Source organism: Stutzerimonas sp. FeSN7 (genome assembly GCF_030263795.1).
GTDB classification, from domain to species: Bacteria; Pseudomonadota; Gammaproteobacteria; order Pseudomonadales; family Pseudomonadaceae; genus Stutzerimonas; species Stutzerimonas stutzeri.
Genome location: NZ_JARPMN010000001.1, coordinates 3,937,053 through 3,955,446, shown reverse-complemented (window position 1 = coordinate 3,955,446; position 18,394 = coordinate 3,937,053). Strand labels below are relative to the sequence as shown.

The following is an 18,394-nucleotide window of genomic DNA, read 5'->3' as shown; positions in this document are numbered from 1 at the left end:
CATTGCTGTTGCGTGTAGTTACAGCGTGCAGCTTAGAGCTTGACCTCGACGTAGGCCTCGTCACGGATCTGGCGCAGCCAGGCCTGCAGCTCTTCATCGTACTTGCGGTTGCGCAGCAGGCTCAGCGCCTGTTGCTCGCGGAACTGCTCGCTGGCATCGGTGGCGCGGCGGCCGAGCACCTCGAGGATGTGCCAACCATAGGGCGACTTGAATACCTGGGACAGCTCGCCACTGGGGGTGTTGGCCATGACTTCACGGAACTCGGGCACCAGCGAGGCCGGATCGATCCAGTTCAGGTCGCCACCGTTGAGAGCCGAACCCGGGTCCTCGGAGAAGCTCCTGGCCAGCTGAGCGAAATCTTCGCCGGCATTGATGCGGTCACGCAGACGCTGCACCAGCAGACGGGCTTCTTCGTCGCTGCGGATCGCGCTGGGCTTGATCAGGATGTGACGCACATGTACTTCGTCGCGCACCTGCGTTTCGCCACCACGCTTGTCCAGCAGCTTGAGCATGATGAAGCCCGGCGGCGTACGCACCGGCTGGGTCACTTCGCCGACCGACAGCTCGCGTACTTCTGTGTCGAACGGTGGCGGCAGCTGGGCGGCCTTGCGCCAACCCATGTCGCCACCTTCCAGCGCGTTCTCGCTGCCCGAGCGGGACACGGCCAGGCGGGCGAAGTCCGCGCCCTGCTGTAGCTGTTGATAGGTGTCCATGGCCGTGCGCTCGGCAGCCTGGATGGTGGCCGAGTCGGCACCTTCCGGCACGGCGATGAGGATATTGGCCAGGTGGTATTCCTCGGACAGCTGCAGCTTGCCGAGATCCGACGCGAGGAAGTTCTGCACCTCCTGGTTGGACACCTGGATACGCTCGGCGACGCGGCGCTGACGCACACGGCTGATGACCATCTCGCGGCGGATCTGCTCGCGGGCGGTTTCCAGGCTCAGGCCGTCACGGGCCAGCGCCTCGCGGAACTGCTCCAGCGACATGTTGTTGCGCTGGGCGATGGTGCCCATGGCCTGGTTGAGTTCTTCGTCGGAGATGCGGATGCCGGAGCGCTCACCGATTTGCAGCTGCAAATTCTCGGTGATCAGGCGCTCGAGCACCTGTTGTTGCAGCACGTCGGTCGGCGGCGCATCGGCGCCGCGCTTCTCGATGGTCTGCTGGACCTCGCGCATGCGCTGATTCAACTGGCTCTGCATGATGACGTCGTTATCGACGATCGCCACCACGCGATCCAGTGGTTGAACCTGGGCTAGGGCCGCAGGCGCGAGGGTCGCACCGCTCAGCAGCAGTGCGCCGAGCGCGAGCGGGCGCAGTACTTCAGAAAGCTTGGTCTTCACGTTCACGGTAGCCTTGGATGCCTTTGTCGAGGAATGTTTCGGTCGCATTGCCGACCACGCCACCCAGTCCCTTGAGCACGATCTGCAGGAAGATACCGGTGTCCGGCTCGTCGTTGCGATCGGGGTTGAGGCTGGTTTCGTCGTAGTCGATCCAGTAGCGGTTGATCAGCCGCAGCTTCCAGCAGCAGCTGTCGTACTCGAAGCCGCCAAAGGCTTCCAGTGTGCGACTGCGGCTGTAGTCGTGCTGCCAGCGCCCGATGACGCTCCACTGCGGGACCACCGGCCAGATGAACGAGAAGTCATGCTGGTTGATCTTGTAGTAGTCCTTGATGTAGTTCGGCTGGCCGGGGGTTCCAAAGTCGCCGCCGTAAGTCCAGGTACCACTGGCCTGGTCGTAACGCATGGTGTCGTTGCGGTAGCGATAGCCGATGTTGACGATCTTGTTCGGGTTGTCGGCCGGCTGGTAGTGCCACATGGCGCTGCCGGAGCGTGTACGACTGGCGTCTGGGTCCCAGTTGAACGTCGAGGTGAAGTTCCAGTCGCGGTTGTAGCGATACATGTACTCGAGGGCGTATGGCGATACCGACGATTGTTCGGTTTTCCGGGTGCGGTAGTCGATGCCCGGCATCTGAACCTTGCGGTCTGCGAAGTAGAACGCCTGGCCGATACTTAAGCGCTGGCGCTCGAAACCGCTCGACTCGATCCAACGATTGGTCACGCCAAGAGATAACTGGTTGGCGTCACCGATGCGGTCATTGCCGGAGAAACGATTCTCGCGCCACAGCGAGGAGTAACTGAAGCTGGTCTCGCTGGTGTCGAAGATGGGTATATCGGTCTGATCCTCTTTCGGAACATAGAGATAGAACAGGCGCGGTTCGAGGGTCTGGCGGTAATCCTTGCCGAACCACTGGGTGTCGCGGTCGAAATACAGCCCGGAATCGACGCTGAGAATCGGCACGCCGCGGTCGGGTGAGTCTTCGAACTGCATATTCTGACGATTCAGGTCACGCAAGCCTTTGCCGTCCAGATCCAGATCGTATTGCGTATAGGCGTACTTGATTGATGGCTTGACGAAGCCCCAGCTCCAGTCCAGCGGCAAGCTGACGCCCGGTTCCAGATGGATGCGCTCACCCTCGGCGCGGTTCAGGCCGCTTACGTAGTTGTCATACCAAGGGGTCGGGGCGCCATCTTTCTTGATGAAGTTCCCGCTGCGCAGATCGCGCTGGAAGCTGACGAACTCGGTCTTGTAGGCGAAGTTCAAGCCGCCCGGCTGGAACGGCAGTTTGCCATCCAACGTCAGTTGCGGCAGGCGCTCGTACGGCGTGGTGTCGACAACGCGGGTGGCCTCATAGGCATGCACGTTGAGGCGGGCGGTAAAGGTATCGCCGCGCCAGCTCAAGGTGCCGCGCTGATCGAGGAAGTCCGGCTGGCTGATGCCCAGATTCGTATGCAAGTCCTGGAAATAGTACGGATCGCTGAGGTCGGTGTAGTCCACCTCGGCGAGCAGGCGTGAATCCAGGCCGCTGCGGTTCTGCCAGCTGTACATCCAGCGCTGGTCTTCGTACTCCGACTGCAGTTTGCGGTCGTCGTTGCTGTCGTCCAGGTAGGCGGCGCCGATCTGGCCCTCACTGCTGCGGGTCAGGTAGCGGAATTCACCTCCCATCAGCAGGCCGCGATCGGTCATCAGATGCGGGTAGAGCGTGGCGTCGAAATTCGGCGCCAGGTTGAAGTAGTAGGGCGTTTGCAGCGACAGGCCGGTATCGCTGGAGGAGCCGATGCTCGGCGCGAGGAAGCCGGACTGGCGACGATCATCGATGGGGAAGTGGATATAAGGGGTGTAGAACACCGGAATATCCTTGACCCGCAGCGTCACGTTGGTCGCCGAACCGAAGCCGGTGGCCGGGTTCAAGGTGACGTTGTTGCCCTTCAGGTGCCAGCTGTTCTCGCCCGGCTCGCAGCTGGTGTAGGTGCCGTCCTTCAGGCGGATGATTGCGGTTTCCTCGCGCTTGGCGTACTGCGCGCTGCCGCGGACCTTGCCGGAATGCACGACGTACTCAGCGTTCTCCACCTTGGCTTCGCCGCTGTCGAGGAAGATCTCGGCGCGGTCGCCGACCAGCAGTGCATCGCGGTCGCGAAAGCGCACGTTGCCGGTCAGCTCGCCGCGGTTCTCCAACTGGTGCAGGCTGGCTTCGTCCGCCTCGACCTGAATGCTGCCCTGGCGCAGGACCACATCGCCAGCTAGGGTGGCGATCTCCTGCTCCTGCTCGTAGCGGGTGGCCTTGGCCGACACGTAGGTGGGCGCTTCGCTCATCGGCGTGGTGTCGAACTTGCCTGGGCGGTCCGGCTCGACATAGGTGCCTGCGCAGTACGGGCCGGTTTCGGCGAGCTGAGCAGGCGTCAGCTGATCGCGTGGCACCCAGTCCAGATGGCTGTAGTCGGCGCTGCGCGAGGCCAGCGCGCGGCCCTTGCTCTCGGTGACCAGTTTGGTCGTGGCTGTCGGCTGCTGCGCCTGGACGGTGCCTGGCTTGGCAGCGGGTGCAGTGCTCACAGCGCTGCCGCTATGGGCCGGGCGTGGCGGCAGAGCGGGGCTGGCCGCGTTGGAGGCGCAGTTCCAGCCCCCGGATGCGTCCGGCTGGCAGGCGAACTGTTCGGCGGCGAAAACAAAAGGAACAGCTACCGGTTGCAATGCGAGCAGACCGCCAGTAACCAATAGAGGGAATTTTTTACGAAACGCGGGGTATTTGACTGCCATCTTGTTTTTTGGTCCGTGCTTGCGGCGAGCCATCGGCCGGCTGGGCCGCACGCCTCTCGATGGGCTGAGAAAGATGCAGGATAATAAAGCATGACCCGCCTATCGGCTAGCGCCGTGGAGACCCCCTGGATGCCGCATCAAGATCAACGTCTGCTGGACCTCAGCGCCTGGCTGGACCAGCAACTACCGGAACTCTTCGCCCGTTGCGGCTGGGGCGAAGTACCGACCGCGGAGCTCACCGCGGCGAGCAGCGATGCCAGTTTTCGTCGTTACTTCCGCTGGCAAGGCGGCGAGCGCAGCCTGATCGTGATGGACGCGCCGCCACCCCAGGAAGACTGCCGTCCCTTCGTCAAGGTGGCGCAGATGCTGGACGAAGCCGGTGTGCATGTACCGCAGGTGCTGGCTGCTGACCTGCAGCGCGGCTTTTTGCTGCTGACCGACCTCGGACGTCAGACCTATCTGGACGTGATCGACGCGGGTAACGCCGATCAGCTGTTCGATGATGCCATCGAGGCGCTGCTCAAGTTTCAGCTGCAGCCGGTCGCGCAGGCGATGCCGGCCTATGACGAGGCCTTGCTGCGGCGCGAACTGCAGCTGTTTCCCGAATGGTACGTGCAGCGCCACCTGGGCCATGCGCTCAGCGAAGCGCAGCAGGGTGCGTGGGAGCGCATCTGCCGGCTGCTGATCGACTCGGCCCTGGCGCAACCACGGGTTCTGGTGCATCGCGACTACATGCCGCGCAACCTGATGATCAGTGAGCCCAACCCTGGCGTCCTGGACTTTCAGGACGCGGTGCGCGGCCCGGTCAGCTACGACATCACCTCGCTGTTCAAGGACGCCTTCCTCAGCTGGCCCGAGCCGCAGGTACGGGCGTGGCTGGAGGTCTATTGGGGCCGTGCCCGTGCGGCGGGCGTGGCGCTGCCCGAGTCGTTCGAGGAGTTCCTGCGCGCCAGCGATCTGATGGGGGTGCAACGTCACCTCAAGGTGATCGGCATCTTCGCGCGAATCTGCCATCGCGACGGCAAGCCCCGTTATCTCGCCGATGTGCCGCGTTTCTTCGCCTATATCGAGGCCGTGCTGGCGCGGCGGCCGGAGCTGGGCGAGTTGCGGCAGCTGATCGCCGAGCTGCCAAAGGCGCCGCAGGCATGAAGGCCATGATCCTCGCCGCGGGCAAGGGCGAGCGCCTGCGCCCCTTGACCCTGCATACGCCCAAGCCGCTGGTGCGCGCCGCCGGCGTGCCGCTGATCGAGTATCACGTTCGTGCCCTGGCGACCGCCGGCTTCGACGAGCTGGTGATCAACCATGCCTGGCTCGGCCAGCAGATCGAGGACTATCTCGGCGATGGCAGCCGCTTCGGCGTGGCGATCCGCTATTCGGCCGAAGGCGAGCCGCTGGAGACCGGCGGCGGAATCCACCGGGCCCTGGGCCTGCTTGGCGATGAGCCATTCCTGGTGGTCAACGGCGATATCTGGACCGACTACGATTTCGCCCGGCTACGCAAACCGCTCGATGGGCTGGCCCACCTGGTGCTGGTCGACAATCCGCCTCACAACCCCGGCGGCGATTTCCACCTGACCGCCGAGCGTGTCGTGACAGCCGAAGGAGAGGGCGGCGCGCTGACCTACAGCGGCATCTCGGTGCTGCATCCTGCCTTGTTCGAAGGCTGTCAGCCCGGTGCCTTCAAGCTCGCCCCCCTGTTGCGGCGTGCCATGGCCGACCAGCAGGTGAGCGGCGAGCGTTTCGCAGGCATCTGGATCGACGTCGGCACCCACGAACGGCTGGCGGAAGTCGAACGGATACTCGAGGCGCGGCGCTGAGATGTTCTGGCCCATTACCCTGCTGGGGCTGTTGATCGGCTGGTTGCTCGCCAGCATTCCCGGTGCCCTGCTCGGCGGTCTGCTGGGCCAGGTGCTGGATCGCCGTCTGGGGCTCGACTCATGGGCCAGCCTGCGCGAGCGGCTGGCCGGCAAACCGGCGCTGAAGGGCAACGAGCTGCTGTTCTTCCTGCTCGGTCGCCTGGCCAAGAGCGGCGGGCGTGTCAGTCCTGCTCATATCCAGGCAGCACGCGAGGAGATGCGCCGCCAGGGCCTCGATGCAGCGGCGCAGCAGCTGGCCATCGCCGCGTTCAATCGCGGCAAGGCCAGCGGCGACGGCTTGCGTGTGACCCTGCAGCGGCTCCGCGGCCAGCGTGAGGAAGGCCGCCGCCTGATCCAGGCCTGCTGGCGCATGGCGCGGGCACAGGGAAGCATGGGCGCCCGGGAGCATGAGCTGGTGTTGCTCTGGGGCAAGTGGCTGGGTTGGGATGCTGCGGAGGTGGCCGCGCTCGATCAGGGCGCAGCGCGGCGCAACGAGGCGCCGGCCGGGCGAGGAGGAGCCTACGAGCAGGCCCTGCAGCTACTGGGCGTGCGTCAGGACAGCGACCCGCAGCTGATCAAACGGGCGTATCGCCGGCTGCTGAGCAAGCATCACCCGGACAAGCAGGCCGGCGCGGGAGCGAGCCCGGCGCAGGTTCGCGAAGCGACCGAGCGCACCCGCGAGCTGCACAGCGCTTATGCACTGATCCGTGAGCGCCGCGGCTTTCGCTGAGGCGCTCAGCGCACCGGCTTGCGCTCGAGCCAGCCGCGCACCCGGCGCACCAGCTGCTCCTGATCGCCGTAGCGATCACCTTCCAGGTTCGGCAGGGCAACCTGTCGATAATCCGGATGTCCGGCGCGGCGCATGGCGTTGCGTCGCTGCATGGCCTGCCGCTGGGCAACCGGGCGGTCGCCAGTGTGGAAGTCGCCGATGCCGACCGTCAGCTTCGCCAGATCATCATCCAAGGCTTTCTCGGCGTCTGCCGGCGCGCGCGGATCGATCAGGACCAGCTGGGCGATCTCCTTCGACGGTGTCTGCGCGAGGTAGCGGGCAGCCCAGTAAGCCCCCGTACCATGGCCGAGCAGGGTGATCGTCGGTGCCTGCAAGGTCCGGGCATGTTCGATGGCGGCCGCCAGTCGCGCCTGCATGCGCTCGGCGTGGCTGGGCCGCGGCGCCTGCTCGGCTGCAGTCGCGTCAGGCTCGTCACTGTCCGCCGGGGCTGTCTGTTCGGGTAGATAGCCAGCCGAATCGGGCGGCGCAGCAGGCTGTTCGGTCTCGCTGTCGCTGTCCCCGGCGGGCTTATCGGCCGCAGCCGATGGCTCGGGTGACGGCAGGCGCGGGCCGGGACTCAGCTCCGGATCGTCGGGTGTCAGGCTGAGGGTATGCCAGCCATGTGCCGCCAGGCCCCGTCTAAGCGGGCCGACCGCCCGCGGCCAGTCGGCCGTCTCGCCTTCGCCCGGCACGATGACCACCACGCCGCGGGGCTTGGCGGTATTGGCTGGCTGCCAGAGGGCAAGAAACCTGTCGTCGCCGCCCAGCTCGATCTGCGCCGCCGTCTCGAGCTGCCGCTGCAGCCCGGCAGCCAATGCCTCGCCGCGGGTCTGCGGGGCCGGACGCGGGCGGGAGGCTGGCTCATCCGCCGGCGTCTGCTCGGCGGCTTCCGGCTCCTGGGCCTGAGCAACAGACGGCAGGCTGCCACCGAGCGCAACGCTGAGCAGGAGCACGATAGCGGGCAGGCGGCACATGGGCTCTCTCCGGATGGCGGCCGGCGCCACGCTGGCGCCGGCAGGGGTTATGCATTACAACAGCGTGTCGGCACGCCCATCAATCGCGTGAATATATGTTCGCTCTATCCCTGCGCCTCTTTCTTCTGCTCAGCCTGGCCACGCCGTTTGCCGCTGGCGCCGTGTCGCTGGATGCCGCCAGTCGTGCCTGGCTCGAACAGCATGCCGAATGGCGGGTGGGCGTGGTGATGGGCGCGCCGTATGCCGAATATGACCAGCGTCAGCGGCGCCTGTCCGGATTCCATGTGCAGCTGATGGAACAGCTTGCCGCCGAACTCGGGGTGCGGCTGCAATGGCGCCGCTTCAACGACGAGGCGGCACTGCAGGAGGCGGCGCTGGAAGGCAGGATCGACGTGGCACCCGGGCTGCGCCAGACGCCGGCCGGGTTGCGCCTGTGGCGCTACAGTGATCCTTTCCTGCGCATCCCGCGGCTGATCGTCGGTGATCGCGCTGGTCCACGCGCCGTCGACCTGGAATACCTGCATCCCAGCGAGCTGGTTGCCGCGGCGGGGCCTGGGCCGGTCAGCGAGTTCCTTGCCAGCAACTACCCCAATATCACCGTGCTCACCGCGGCGAGCCAGGCCGATGCCTTGCGCCAGGTACTGGAGGGCAAGGCCAGCTACGCGGTCGTCGACGAGCCGCTGTTCGCTCGTCTGTCGCAACAGCTCGAATACGACGCCCTGGCAGTGGTCGGCGACCTGGGCAACCCGCAGCTGCTGCGGATCGCTTCGCGGCGCGACAGCCCCGAGCTCGCCGCGGTGCTCGACGCCGCGCTGCGGCAGTTCCCGGCTCGGGAGTTCGGCCAGCTGCAGGAACAGTGGCTCAAGCCTCGCAGCATCGACCTCGGACGCGAGGTCGGGTACTGGCGAAGCCTGGCCTTGCTGCTGGGCGTACTGCTGCTGGCCTGTCTGCTGATGCTGGCCTGGCAGCGACGTCAGCATGGCCTGCTGGAAAGTCGGCTGAAGACCGCACGCCGCGACATCGAGCTGCGCGAGGCGGCCGAGGAAGCGCAGCGGCTGACGCAGTTCTGTCTCGATCACAGCACCTGTCGGCATCCTCTGGCTCAACTGGGACAGCCGAGTGCGCTACGCCAATCAGGCCGCCGAACTGCTGCTCGGGCATTCGTCCGGTGGCTTGCTCGACCTGCCGCTGGAAACCTTCGACCCGGCGCTGGGCATGGATGCCTGGCTGGCACGTTGGCGGGCCGCGCGCACGGGTGAAGATGACCGCCAGGTGCATGAATGCGAGTGGCAGCGCGCCGACGGCCAGCGCTTTCCGGCGGCGGTAACCTACAGCTTCCTGCGCTTCGGCAGCCGCGAATACCTGGTGGTCTTTCTCGCCGACATCACCGAGCGCCGCCGCGCCAGCGCCCAGCTGCAGGAGAGCGAGGCGCGCCTGAAGGCTATGGCGGGCAACGTGCCGGGCTTGGTGTTTCGCCTGGAGCGCGACGGGCCGCAGGCGCCGGTACGGGTCGCCTATATCAGCGAAGCCAGCCAGCGCCTGGTGGGCTACTCCGCCGAGCGCCTGTTGCAGCCGGGGCAGGGCATCCGCAGCCTGGTGCATGCTGATGACGAGGCCGGCTACTGGGCCAGCCAGCAGCTGGCGCTGGAGAAAAGCCAGGACTGGCGATGGCAGGGGCGCATTCTCAATCGCGATGGTGACGTGCGCTGGGCCGATATCCGCGCTTCCGTGCGCGGCCAGCCGGATGGCCGCCAGGTGTGGGACGGTATCGTCTGGGACATCACCGAGAACAAGCGCATCGAGCTGGAGCTGGATGCCTCGCGCGCGCAATTGCGCCAGCTGGCCGCGCACCTGGAGACGGTGCGCGAGGAGGAGAAGGCGCACATCGCGCGCGAGGTGCATGACGAGCTGGGCCAGGTGCTGACCGTGCTGAAGCTCGAGACCTCGATGTGCGAGCTGGGCTTCGCCGAGCTCGATCCAGCGCTGGCGCAGCGGCTGGACAGCATGAAGCGGCTGATCGCCCAGCTGTTCCAGCGGGTGCGCGACGTGGCCACGGCGCTACGCCCGCCGATCCTCGACGCCGGCATCGCTTCGGCGGTGGAGTGGCAGGCGCGGCGCTTCGAGGAACGCAGCGGCGTGGCCTGCCTGGTCGAGGTGCCCGAGTGCCCGCCCGCGCTGGGCAATGCCAAGGCCATCGGCCTGTTCCGCATCCTTCAGGAGTCGTTGACCAACGTGATGCGCCATGCCCGCGCACAAACGGTCAGCGTGCAGCTGCAGCTCGAGGGCGACATGCTCTGCCTGCGCGTCAGCGATGACGGCTGTGGCTTCGCCGACGCGGCGCGCAGCGCGGGCAGCTCGTTCGGTCTGGTGGGCATGCGCGAGCGCATCCAGATGCTCGGCGGCCAGCTCTGCATCGACAGTCAGCCCGGCGAGGGCACTACCATCACGGCACGGGTCCCGCTGGACCCGCTGCCACTTCCTTCACCTGCAAGCACTGGAGCACTGCCGTCATGATCAGGGTCATGGTCGCCGAGGATCACACCATCGTCCGTGAGGGCATCAAACAGTTGATCGGTATGGCGCGCGACATGCAGGTGGTCGGCGAGGCCGCCAACGGCCAGCAGTTGCTCGACCAGCTGCGCCAGGTCAGCTGCGACGTGGTGCTGCTGGACCTTTCCATGCCCGGCGTCAACGGCCTTGAGGCGATCCCACGGATTCGCGCGCTGAGCCAGCCTCCGGCGGTGCTGGTGCTGTCGATGCACGACGAAGCGCAGATGGCGGCGCGGGCACTGAAGATAGGTGCCGCTGGCTACGCGACCAAGGACAGCGAGCCGGCGCTGCTGTTGACTGCCTTGCGCAAGGTGGCCGGTGGCGGGCGCTACATCGATCCGGCACTGGCCGACCGCATGGTCTTCGAGGTCGGTCTGACCGATTCGCGGCCGCCCCATGCATTGCTTTCCGAGCGCGAGTACTCGGTGTTCGAACGCCTGGTGCAGGGCGATTCGGTAAACGACATCGCCGGCAAGCTGGCCCTGAGCAGCAAGACCATCAGCACCCACAAGGCCCGCCTGATGCAGAAGCTGGCCGCGCATTCCGTGGCCGACCTGGTGCGCTACGCCATGGAGCACAAGCTGGTCTGAGCTCCCGCCCGCCGACCCGTCTGTAGGGCGTTCCCTACACGCGACTCTCCTGCACGCCTAGGGCAATCGCTCCGCTGCACCGATTTTTCCGCCGCCGCTGCGCTTCTACGCTGTGGCCACGGTTCAACGGTTAGGCAGGTGCAGCAGCATGGTCGAGTCAACGACGAACGATATCCTGGTGAGCTTTCGCGGCGTCCAGAAGAGTTATGACGGCGAGTCGCTGATCGTCAGGGATCTGAACCTGGATATCCGCCGCGGCGAATTCCTCACCCTGCTCGGGCCGTCCGGCTCGGGCAAGACCACCAGCCTGATGATGCTGGCCGGTTTCGAGACGCCCACCGCGGGGGAGATTCTCCTCAATGGCCGGGCGATCAACAACGTGCCGCCGCACAAGCGCGACATGGGCATGGTGTTTCAGAACTACGCGCTGTTCCCGCACATGACCGTGTCGGAAAACCTGGCGTTCCCGCTCAGCGTGCGCGGCATGGCCAAGCCGGACATCAAGGAGCGGGTCAAGCGCGCGCTGGCGATGGTCCAGCTGGAGGGCTTTCGCAACCGCTATCCGGCGCAGCTTTCCGGTGGCCAGCAGCAGCGCGTGGCGCTCGCCCGCGCGCTGGTGTTCGAGCCGCAGCTGGTGCTGATGGACGAACCGCTGGGCGCACTGGACAAGCAGCTGCGCGAGCAGATGCAGATGGAGATCAAGCACCTGCACGAGCGCCTCGGCGTCACCGTGGTGTACGTCACCCACGACCAGGGTGAGGCTCTGACCATGTCCGATCGGGTGGCGGTGTTCCATCAGGGCCAGATCCAGCAGATCGAAGACCCGCGCACCCTGTACGAAAAGCCGTTGAACACCTTCGTCGCCAACTTTCTCGGCGAAAACAACCGCCTGCCTGCGCACCTGCTGGAGCGGCGTGGCGAGAGCTGCACGGTCAAGCTCGGTCGCGGCGAAACCGTCGAGGCGCTGGCGGTCAATGTCGGTGCGACGGGGTCGCCGGTCAGCCTGTCGATCCGTCCGGAGCGGGTGCTGCTCAACGGTGCCAGTGCCAGCTGCCCGAACCGCTTCACCGGGCGCGTTGCCGAGTTCATCTACCTGGGCGACCACATCCGCATCCGTCTCGAGGTCTGCGGCGTCAGTGATTTCTTCGTCAAGCAGCCGATCGCCGAGTTCGACCAAGCCCTGCGCGTGGGCGACGTGGTGCCGATCGGCTGGCACGTCGAGCACGTCCGCGCGCTCGACCCGCTGCAGGCGGCCTGAGCCACTCCCGCAGCACCCCAAACAACTGCATCAAGGAGCGAACTGTCATGAGCAACTACCTGAAACTGTCCGCGCTGGCGCTCGGGCTCGTCTGTGCCGGGCACGCGGTTGCCGAGAACCTCACTGCGGTGAGCTTCGGCGGCGCCAACAAGCAGGCCCAGGTGAAGGCCTTCTATCAGCCGTGGGAAGCCGCCGGTCACGGCCGCATCGTCGCCGGCGAATACAACGGCGAAATGGCCAAGGTCAAGGCGATGGTCGACACCAACAGTGTGTCGTGGAACCTGGTGGAGGTGGAGTCGCCTGAGCTGGCGCGCGGTTGTGACGAGGGGCTGTTCGAGGAGCTCGATCCGGGCGTCGTCGGCAATCCGGACGATTTCGTCGAGGGTGCGATACAGCCCTGCGGCGTTGGCTTCTTCGTCTGGTCGACGGTACTCGCCTATAACGCCGACAAGCTCAAGAGCGCGCCGTCCGGCTGGGCGGACTTCTGGGATACCGAGAAATTCCCCGGCAAGCGCGGCCTGCGCAAGGGTGCCAAGTACACCCTGGAATTTGCGCTGATGGCCGATGGTGTGCCGGCCAAGGAGGTCTATCAGGTGCTGGCCACCAAGGACGGCCAGAACCGCGCCTTCAGGAAGCTCGATCAGCTCAAGCCGCATATCCAGTGGTGGGAAGCCGGCGCGCAGCCGCCGCAGTTCCTCGCCTCCGGCGACGTGGTAATGAGCAGCGCCTACAACGGCCGCATCGCTGCCGTGCAGAACGAGAGCAACCTGCAGATCGTCTGGAGCGGCGGCATCTACGACTTCGATTCCTGGGCCATCCCCAAGGGCGCGAAGAGCCAGGAGCAGGCACGCAAGTTCATCGCCTTCACCGTCGAGCCGCAGCAGCAGAAGGCCTATGCCGAGAACATCGCCTATGGCCCGGCGAACACCCAGGCCGTGTCGCTGCTGGATGAAAAGCGCCTGGCGCAGATGCCCACCGCGCCGGAGAACATTGCCGACCAGGTGGCGATGGACGTGACCTTCTGGGCCGACTACGGCGAACAGCTCGAACAGCGTTTCAACGCCTGGGCAGCACGCTGACCCTGGAGCCCCGCCGCACTGGCGGGGCCGGTCCCAGCCATCGGAACGAATCGCGGAGTCTTCATGGCCACAGCAATATCCCTGCCGGCGAACCAGATCGCCGAGCCCAATCTGAAACAGCGACTGGCACGGGCCGAACGGGTGAACAAGCTCAAGTCGCAGGCGCTGATCCTGCCGCTGCTGCTGTTCGTGCTGCTGACCTTCCTGGTTCCCATCGCCTCGCTGCTCTGGCGCAGTGTCGAGAATCCGGAGGTGGTGAACACGTTGCCACGCACGCTGGAGGCGCTGGCCGCATGGGATGGCCGCGGACTGCCGGCGGAACCCGCCTACCAGGCATTGGCCGAGGACCTCTATCAGGCGCGCCGTGAACAGAGCCTGGGCGATCTGTCCAAGCGGCTGAACATGGAGCTGGCCGGCTACCGCAGCCTGCTGACCAAGACCGCGCGAGCGCTGCCGTTCCGCGAGACGCCCGCGTCGTATCAGGAGGCGCTGGAGTCGCTCGACGAGCGCTGGGGCGATCCGGCGTTCTGGCAGATCATCCAGCGTAACGACAGTGCGGTGACCGGTTATTACCTGCTGGCGGCGCTGGATCACCGCATCGACGAGCTGGGTGAACTGGCCAAGGTCTCGCCGGATCAGGCGGTGTATCTGGACATCTTTGCCCGCACGTTCTGGATGGGCCTGGTGATCACGGTGATCTGCCTGCTGCTGGCCTATCCGCTGGCCTATCTGTTGGCCAACCTGCCGGCGCGGCAGAGCAACCTGCTGATGATCCTGGTGCTGCTGCCGTTCTGGACCTCGATTCTGGTGCGCGTCGCCGCGTGGATCGTGCTGCTGCAGTCGGGCGGGCTGATCAACGGCGCGCTGCTCAAGATGGGCCTGATCGACGAGCCGCTGCAGCTGGTGTTCAACCGCACCGGTGTGTACATCGCCATGGTGCACATCCTGCTGCCGTTCATGATCCTGCCGATCTACAGCGTGATGAAGAACATCTCGCCAAGCTACATGCGTGCGGCGGTCTCGCTGGGCTGTCACCCGTTCGCCAGCTTCTGGCGGGTGTACTTCCCGCAGACGCTGGCCGGTGTCGGTGCCGGCAGCCTGCTGGTGTTCATCATCGCCATCGGCTACTACATCACCCCGGCGCTGCTCGGCAGCCCGAACGACCAGATGGTCAGCTACTTCGTCGCTTTCTACACCAACACCACCATCAACTGGGGCATGGCCACGGCGCTGGGCGGTCTGCTGCTGCTCGCCACCATGCTGCTGTACGTCATCTACAGCTGGCTGGTCGGTGCCAGTCGCCTGCGGCTGGGTTGAGATGGGCCACGTCGCGGCGCGGCCGCCTTTTCAGAGTCTTCATGCCGGGCAGGAGAACCGTTCATGCTGAGCCCCTACATGTCGCCCGTCGAGCGGGCCTGGTACTACGCTCTGCGCATCCTCTGCGCGCTGGTGCTGCTGTTTCTGATCGTGCCGGTGCTGGTCATCGTGCCGCTGTCGTTCAACTCCGGTTCGTTCCTGGTCTATCCGCTGCAGGGGTTCTCGTTGCGCTGGTACGAGGCGCTGTTCACCTCGGCGGACTGGATGCGCTCGCTGAAGAACAGTCTGCTCATCGCCCCGGCTGCGACCTTGCTCGCCGTGGTCCTTGGCACCCTGGCGGCGGTCGGCCTGACCCGCGCGGAGTTCCGCGGCAAGGCGCTGCTGATGACGGTGCTGATCTCGCCGATGGTGGTGCCGGTGGTGATCATCGGTGTCGCCAGCTACCTGTTCTTCGCCCCGCTGGGCATGGGCAACAGCTACCTGTCGCTGATCCTCGTGCACGCGGTGCTCGGCGTGCCCTTCGTGATCATCACGGTCTCCGCGACGCTGCAGGGCTTCAACTACAACCTGGTGCGCGCTGCGGCCAGTCTCGGCGCCTCGCCGCTGACGGCGTTCTTCCGGGTGACCCTGCCGCTGATCGCACCGGGGGTTATTTCCGGCGCGCTGTTCGCCTTCGCCACCTCGTTCGACGAAGTGGTGGTGACGCTGTTCCTCGCCGGCCCCGAGCAGATCACCCTGCCACGGCAGATGTTCAGCGGCATCCGCGAGAACCTCAGCCCGACCATAGCCGCCGCGGCGACCTTGCTGATCGGCTTCTCCATCGCTCTGTTGCTGACCCTGGAGTGGCTGCGAGGCCGCGCCGAGAAGCTGCGCACCCAACAACCTGCCTGACGGAATACGCACATGACTCTGCAACTTGGGCAACCCGATCTGTTGCGCCAAACGGCCTATCTCAACGGTGAATGGTGCGAGGCCGACAGTGGCGCGCGCACCGAGATCTTCAACCCGGCCACCGGCGAGCTGATCGGCGTCGTGCCGAACATGGGCCGTGGTGAAACCCGCCGCGCCATCGAAGCCGCGCAGGCAGCCCAGCCGGCCTGGCGCGCGCTGACCGCGAAGGAGCGCGCTGCGCGCCTGCGGCGCTGGTACGAACTGATGCTGGAGAATCAGGAAGACCTGGCGCGGATCATGACCGCCGAACAGGGCAAGCCGCTGGCCGAGGCACGCGGCGAAGTTGCCTACGCCGCATCCTTCCTCGAATGGTTCGCCGAGGAAGGCAAGCGCCTGTACGGCGACGTGATCCCGGCTCACGCGGGCGACAAGCGCATCCTGGTGCAGAAGGAGCCGGTCGGCGTCACCGCGGCAATCACGCCGTGGAATTTCCCCAGCGCGATGATCACCCGCAAGGCCGGCCCGGCCCTCGCCGCGGGCTGTGCCATGGTGCTCAAGCCGGCACCGCAGACACCGTTCTCGGCGCTGGCACTGGCCGCACTGGCCGAGCGCGCGGGCATCCCGGCGGGGCTGTTCAGCGTGATCACCGCCGATGCCGCCACGTCCCGCGAAGTGGGCGCCGAGCTCTGTGAACACCCGGTGGTGCGCAAGCTCTCGTTCACCGGCTCGACGGCGGTGGGCATCAAGCTGATGCAGCAGTGCGCGCCGACGCTCAAGAAGCTCTCGCTGGAGCTGGGCGGCAACGCCCCCTTTATCGTCTTCGACGACGCCGATCTGGACGCGACGGTCGAGGGCGCGATGATCTCCAAGTACCGCAACGCCGGGCAGACCTGCGTATGTGCCAATCGCATCTACGTGCAGGACGGCATCTACGACGCCTTCGTCGACAAATTCTCCGCGGCGGTTGCGCGGCTGAAGGTCGGCAACGGAGCGGAGGAGGGCGTGACCACCGGTCCGCTGATCGACGCCGCAGCCGTGGCCAAGGTGCAGCGCCATCTGCAGGACGCGCTGGACAAGGGCGCCACCCTGCTGGCCGGCGGCAAGCCCCATGCCTTGGGTGGCAACTTCTTCGAGCCGACGCTGGTGGGCGGCGTCACTGCCGAGATGGACGTGGCGCGCGAGGAAACCTTCGGCCCGCTGGCGCCGCTGTTCCGCTTCCGCGATGAGGCCGAGGTGATCCGCCAGGCCAACGACACCGAGTTCGGCCTCGCCGCCTACTTCTATGCACGCGACCTGAGTCGGGTGTTCCGTGTCGCCGAGGCGCTGGAGTACGGCATGGTGGGCATCAACACCGGGGTGATCTCCACCGAGGTGGCGCCGTTCGGTGGCATGAAGGCATCGGGCCTCGGACGTGAAGGCTCGAAGTACGGCCTGGATGAATACGTGGAAATCAAATACCTGTGCCTGGGCGGCATCTGACCAAGCGGCTCAAATCAGGCGTGCAAAATAATGCACGGAGTTTTACTGTAATCCGAACGCTCCGGAGGGTGCGGCAGTCGATCATCGTATGCTGCCGCGCCCGCTTCCTGGCGTTCTTTCCGACCCGTGCCGACGATGAGCGGCTACCGAGGAGCTTATGAGCAAGACCAACGAATCCCTGATGCAACGCCGTGTCGCCGCCGTTCCCCGTGGCGTCGGCCAGATCCACCCGATCTTTGCCGACCACGCGAAGAACAGCAGCGTGGTGGATGTGGAGGGCCGCGAGTTCATCGATTTCGCCGGCGGCATCGCCGTGCTGAATACCGGCCACCTGCATCCGAAGATCGTCAAGGCGGTGGAAGACCAGCTGCACAAGCTCACCCACACCTGCTTCCAGGTGCTGGCCTACGAGCCGTACGTCGAGCTGTGCGAGAAGATCAACGCGCGGGTGCCGGGTGATTTCGCCAAAAAGACCCTGCTGGTCACCACCGGCTCCGAGGCCGTGGAGAACGCGGTGAAGATCGCCCGCGCCGCCACCGGCCGTGCCGGTGTGATTGCCTTTACCGGCGCCTATCACGGTCGCACCATGATGACCCTCGGCCTGACCGGCAAGGTCGTGCCGTACTCCGCTGGAATGGGCCTGATGCCGGGCGGGATCTTCCGTGCGCAGTATCCCTGCGCAATCCATGGTGTCAGCATCGATGACTCGATCGCGAGCATCGAGCGCATCTTCAAGAACGATGCCGAGCCGCGCGACATCGCCGCGATCATCGTCGAACCGGTGCAGGGCGAGGGCGGCTTCAATGTCGCGCCGAAGGATTTCATGGCCTGCCTGCGCGCGCTCTGCGACGAGCACGGCATCCTGCTGATCGCCGACGAGGTGCAGACCGGCGCCGGGCGCACCGGCACCTTCTTCGCCATGGAGCAGATGGGCGTGGTCGCCGACCTGACCACCTTTGCCAAGTCGGTCGGCGGCGGCTTCCCGATCGCCGGCGTGTGCGGCAAGGCCGAGATCATGGATGCCATCGCGCCCGGCGGGCTGGGCGGCACCTATGCCGGCAACCCGCTGTCCTGCGCGGCGGCACTGGCGGTCATGGAAATCTTCGAGGAGGAGCATCTGCTCGACCGCTGCAAGGCGGTGGCGGAGAAGCTCACCGCCGGCCTCAAGGCGATCCAGGCCAAGCACAAGGAGATCGGCGAGGTGCGCGGCCTCGGCGCGATGATCGCCATCGAGCTGTTCGAGGAAGGCGACTTGGCGCGACCGGCCGCGGCGCTCACGTCGCAGATCGTCGCCCGGGCGCGGGAAAAGGGGCTGATCCTGCTGTCCTGCGGTACCTACTACAACGTGCTGCGCGTGCTGGTGCCGCTGACCGTTGAGGACGAGCTGCTCGAACGCGGCCTGGCCATCATCGGCGAGTGTTTCGACGAGCTGACCTGATCCGACCTGGCGCGCCGGCATTCGTGGCGGATGTCAGGCGCGCCGCAACCCTGACCCCTCGGGTACAATGCGCGGCATCTTGCCGTGCTACCCGAGGTCGT

13 protein-coding genes and 1 pseudogene are annotated in these 18,394 nt (G+C 65.9%); 11 read left to right on the top strand and 3 right to left on the bottom strand.

The genetic code is table 11. The features are described 5' to 3' along the window. Positions 1-32: 32 nt before the first annotated feature. Together P5703_RS18950 and P5703_RS18945 are read right to left on the bottom strand one after the other, a co-directional pair. A complete protein-coding gene (locus tag P5703_RS18950; protein WP_026012444.1) occupies positions 33-1,340 on the bottom strand; it encodes a peptidylprolyl isomerase in 1,308 nt (435 codons plus the stop codon). Beyond that, positions 1,321-4,092: an LPS-assembly protein LptD gene (locus tag P5703_RS18945; protein ID WP_279641808.1), complete on the bottom strand. Its 2,772-nt coding sequence runs from the start codon at positions 4,090-4,092 to the stop codon at positions 1,321-1,323. Before P5703_RS18945 ends, P5703_RS18950 begins: the two co-directional genes overlap by 20 nt. A 129-nt stretch (positions 4,093-4,221) precedes the next feature. On the opposite strand from P5703_RS18945, the gene P5703_RS18940 reads away from it, so the two are divergent. From P5703_RS18940 to P5703_RS18930, 3 genes are read left to right on the top strand one after another with little or no spacing between them, the layout of a single operon-like run. Further along, entirely contained in the window at positions 4,222-5,241 is a 1,020-nt protein-coding gene (locus P5703_RS18940; RefSeq protein ID WP_285590233.1) for an aminoglycoside phosphotransferase family protein, read from the top strand. Beyond that, positions 5,238-5,909 (top strand): N-acetylmuramate alpha-1-phosphate uridylyltransferase MurU, encoded by a 672-nt coding sequence (murU, locus tag P5703_RS18935; RefSeq protein ID WP_181119259.1) that lies wholly within the window; start codon positions 5,238-5,240, stop codon positions 5,907-5,909. The genes P5703_RS18940 and murU overlap by 4 nt, the downstream gene beginning before the upstream one ends. A 1-nt stretch (position 5,910) precedes the next feature. Next, on the top strand, positions 5,911-6,678 hold the full coding sequence (locus P5703_RS18930) for a TerB family tellurite resistance protein (protein ID WP_011911944.1): 768 nt from the start codon (positions 5,911-5,913) through the stop codon (positions 6,676-6,678). 5 nt (positions 6,679-6,683) lie between these two features. On the opposite strand, the gene P5703_RS18925 is transcribed toward P5703_RS18930, so the two are convergent. Next, positions 6,684-7,691 carry an alpha/beta hydrolase family protein gene (locus P5703_RS18925; protein ID WP_014595752.1) on the bottom strand — a complete coding sequence of 336 codons (1,008 nt, stop codon included), beginning with the start codon at positions 7,689-7,691 and terminating at the stop codon, positions 6,684-6,686. A gap of 95 nt (positions 7,692-7,786) precedes the next feature. On the opposite strand from P5703_RS18925, the pseudogene P5703_RS23970 reads away from it, so the two are divergent. From P5703_RS23970 to gabT, 8 genes and pseudogenes are all read left to right on the top strand, one after another. Beyond that, a pseudogene (locus P5703_RS23970) lies at positions 7,787-10,205 on the top strand (PAS domain-containing sensor histidine kinase). Next, complete coding sequence (locus P5703_RS18910; protein WP_011911947.1) at positions 10,202-10,831, top strand: response regulator; 630 nt, start codon at positions 10,202-10,204, stop codon at positions 10,829-10,831. The pseudogene P5703_RS23970 and the gene P5703_RS18910 overlap by 4 nt, the downstream one beginning before the upstream one ends. Before the next feature lie 148 nt (positions 10,832-10,979). After that, on the top strand, positions 10,980-12,089 hold the full coding sequence (locus P5703_RS18905; RefSeq protein ID WP_011911948.1) for an ABC transporter ATP-binding protein: 1,110 nt from the start codon (positions 10,980-10,982) through the stop codon (positions 12,087-12,089). Positions 12,090-12,136: 47 nt separating this feature from the next. Then, complete coding sequence (locus tag P5703_RS18900; RefSeq protein ID WP_011911949.1) at positions 12,137-13,168, top strand: ABC transporter substrate-binding protein; 1,032 nt, start codon at positions 12,137-12,139, stop codon at positions 13,166-13,168. A 63-nt stretch (positions 13,169-13,231) separates the two neighbouring features. After that, positions 13,232-14,485 (top strand): ABC transporter permease, encoded by a 1,254-nt coding sequence (locus tag P5703_RS18895; protein WP_011911950.1) that lies wholly within the window; start codon positions 13,232-13,234, stop codon positions 14,483-14,485. Between the two features lie 63 nt (positions 14,486-14,548). Further along, positions 14,549-15,376: an ABC transporter permease gene (locus P5703_RS18890; RefSeq protein ID WP_011911951.1), complete on the top strand. Its 828-nt coding sequence runs from the start codon at positions 14,549-14,551 to the stop codon at positions 15,374-15,376. Between the two features lie 12 nt (positions 15,377-15,388). Next, complete coding sequence (gene gabD / locus P5703_RS18885) at positions 15,389-16,855, top strand: NADP-dependent succinate-semialdehyde dehydrogenase (protein ID WP_011911952.1); 1,467 nt, start codon at positions 15,389-15,391, stop codon at positions 16,853-16,855. Positions 16,856-17,012: 157 nt separating this feature from the next. Further along, positions 17,013-18,293, top strand: coding sequence for a 4-aminobutyrate--2-oxoglutarate transaminase (gene gabT / locus P5703_RS18880; RefSeq protein ID WP_279641806.1), 1,281 nt, complete (start codon positions 17,013-17,015; stop codon positions 18,291-18,293). Positions 18,294-18,394 lie beyond the last annotated feature (101 nt).

Coding starts and splice junctions, on each gene's coding strand:
- P5703_RS18945 (WP_279641808.1), bottom strand. CDS start 4,092: ATGGCAGTCAAATACCCCGCGTTTCGTAAAAAATTCCCTCTATTGGTT.
- P5703_RS18940 (WP_285590233.1), top strand. CDS start 4,222: ATGCCGCATCAAGATCAACGTCTGCTGGACCTCAGCGCCTGGCTGGAC.
- murU (WP_181119259.1), top strand. CDS start 5,238: ATGAAGGCCATGATCCTCGCCGCGGGCAAGGGCGAGCGCCTGCGCCCC.
- P5703_RS18930 (WP_011911944.1), top strand. CDS start 5,911: ATGTTCTGGCCCATTACCCTGCTGGGGCTGTTGATCGGCTGGTTGCTC.
- P5703_RS18925 (WP_014595752.1), bottom strand. CDS start 7,691: ATGTGCCGCCTGCCCGCTATCGTGCTCCTGCTCAGCGTTGCGCTCGGT.
- P5703_RS18910 (WP_011911947.1), top strand. CDS start 10,202: ATGATCAGGGTCATGGTCGCCGAGGATCACACCATCGTCCGTGAGGGC.
- P5703_RS18905 (WP_011911948.1), top strand. CDS start 10,980: ATGGTCGAGTCAACGACGAACGATATCCTGGTGAGCTTTCGCGGCGTC.
- P5703_RS18900 (WP_011911949.1), top strand. CDS start 12,137: ATGAGCAACTACCTGAAACTGTCCGCGCTGGCGCTCGGGCTCGTCTGT.
- P5703_RS18895 (WP_011911950.1), top strand. CDS start 13,232: ATGGCCACAGCAATATCCCTGCCGGCGAACCAGATCGCCGAGCCCAAT.
- P5703_RS18890 (WP_011911951.1), top strand. CDS start 14,549: ATGCTGAGCCCCTACATGTCGCCCGTCGAGCGGGCCTGGTACTACGCT.
- gabD (WP_011911952.1), top strand. CDS start 15,389: ATGACTCTGCAACTTGGGCAACCCGATCTGTTGCGCCAAACGGCCTAT.
- gabT (WP_279641806.1), top strand. CDS start 17,013: ATGAGCAAGACCAACGAATCCCTGATGCAACGCCGTGTCGCCGCCGTT.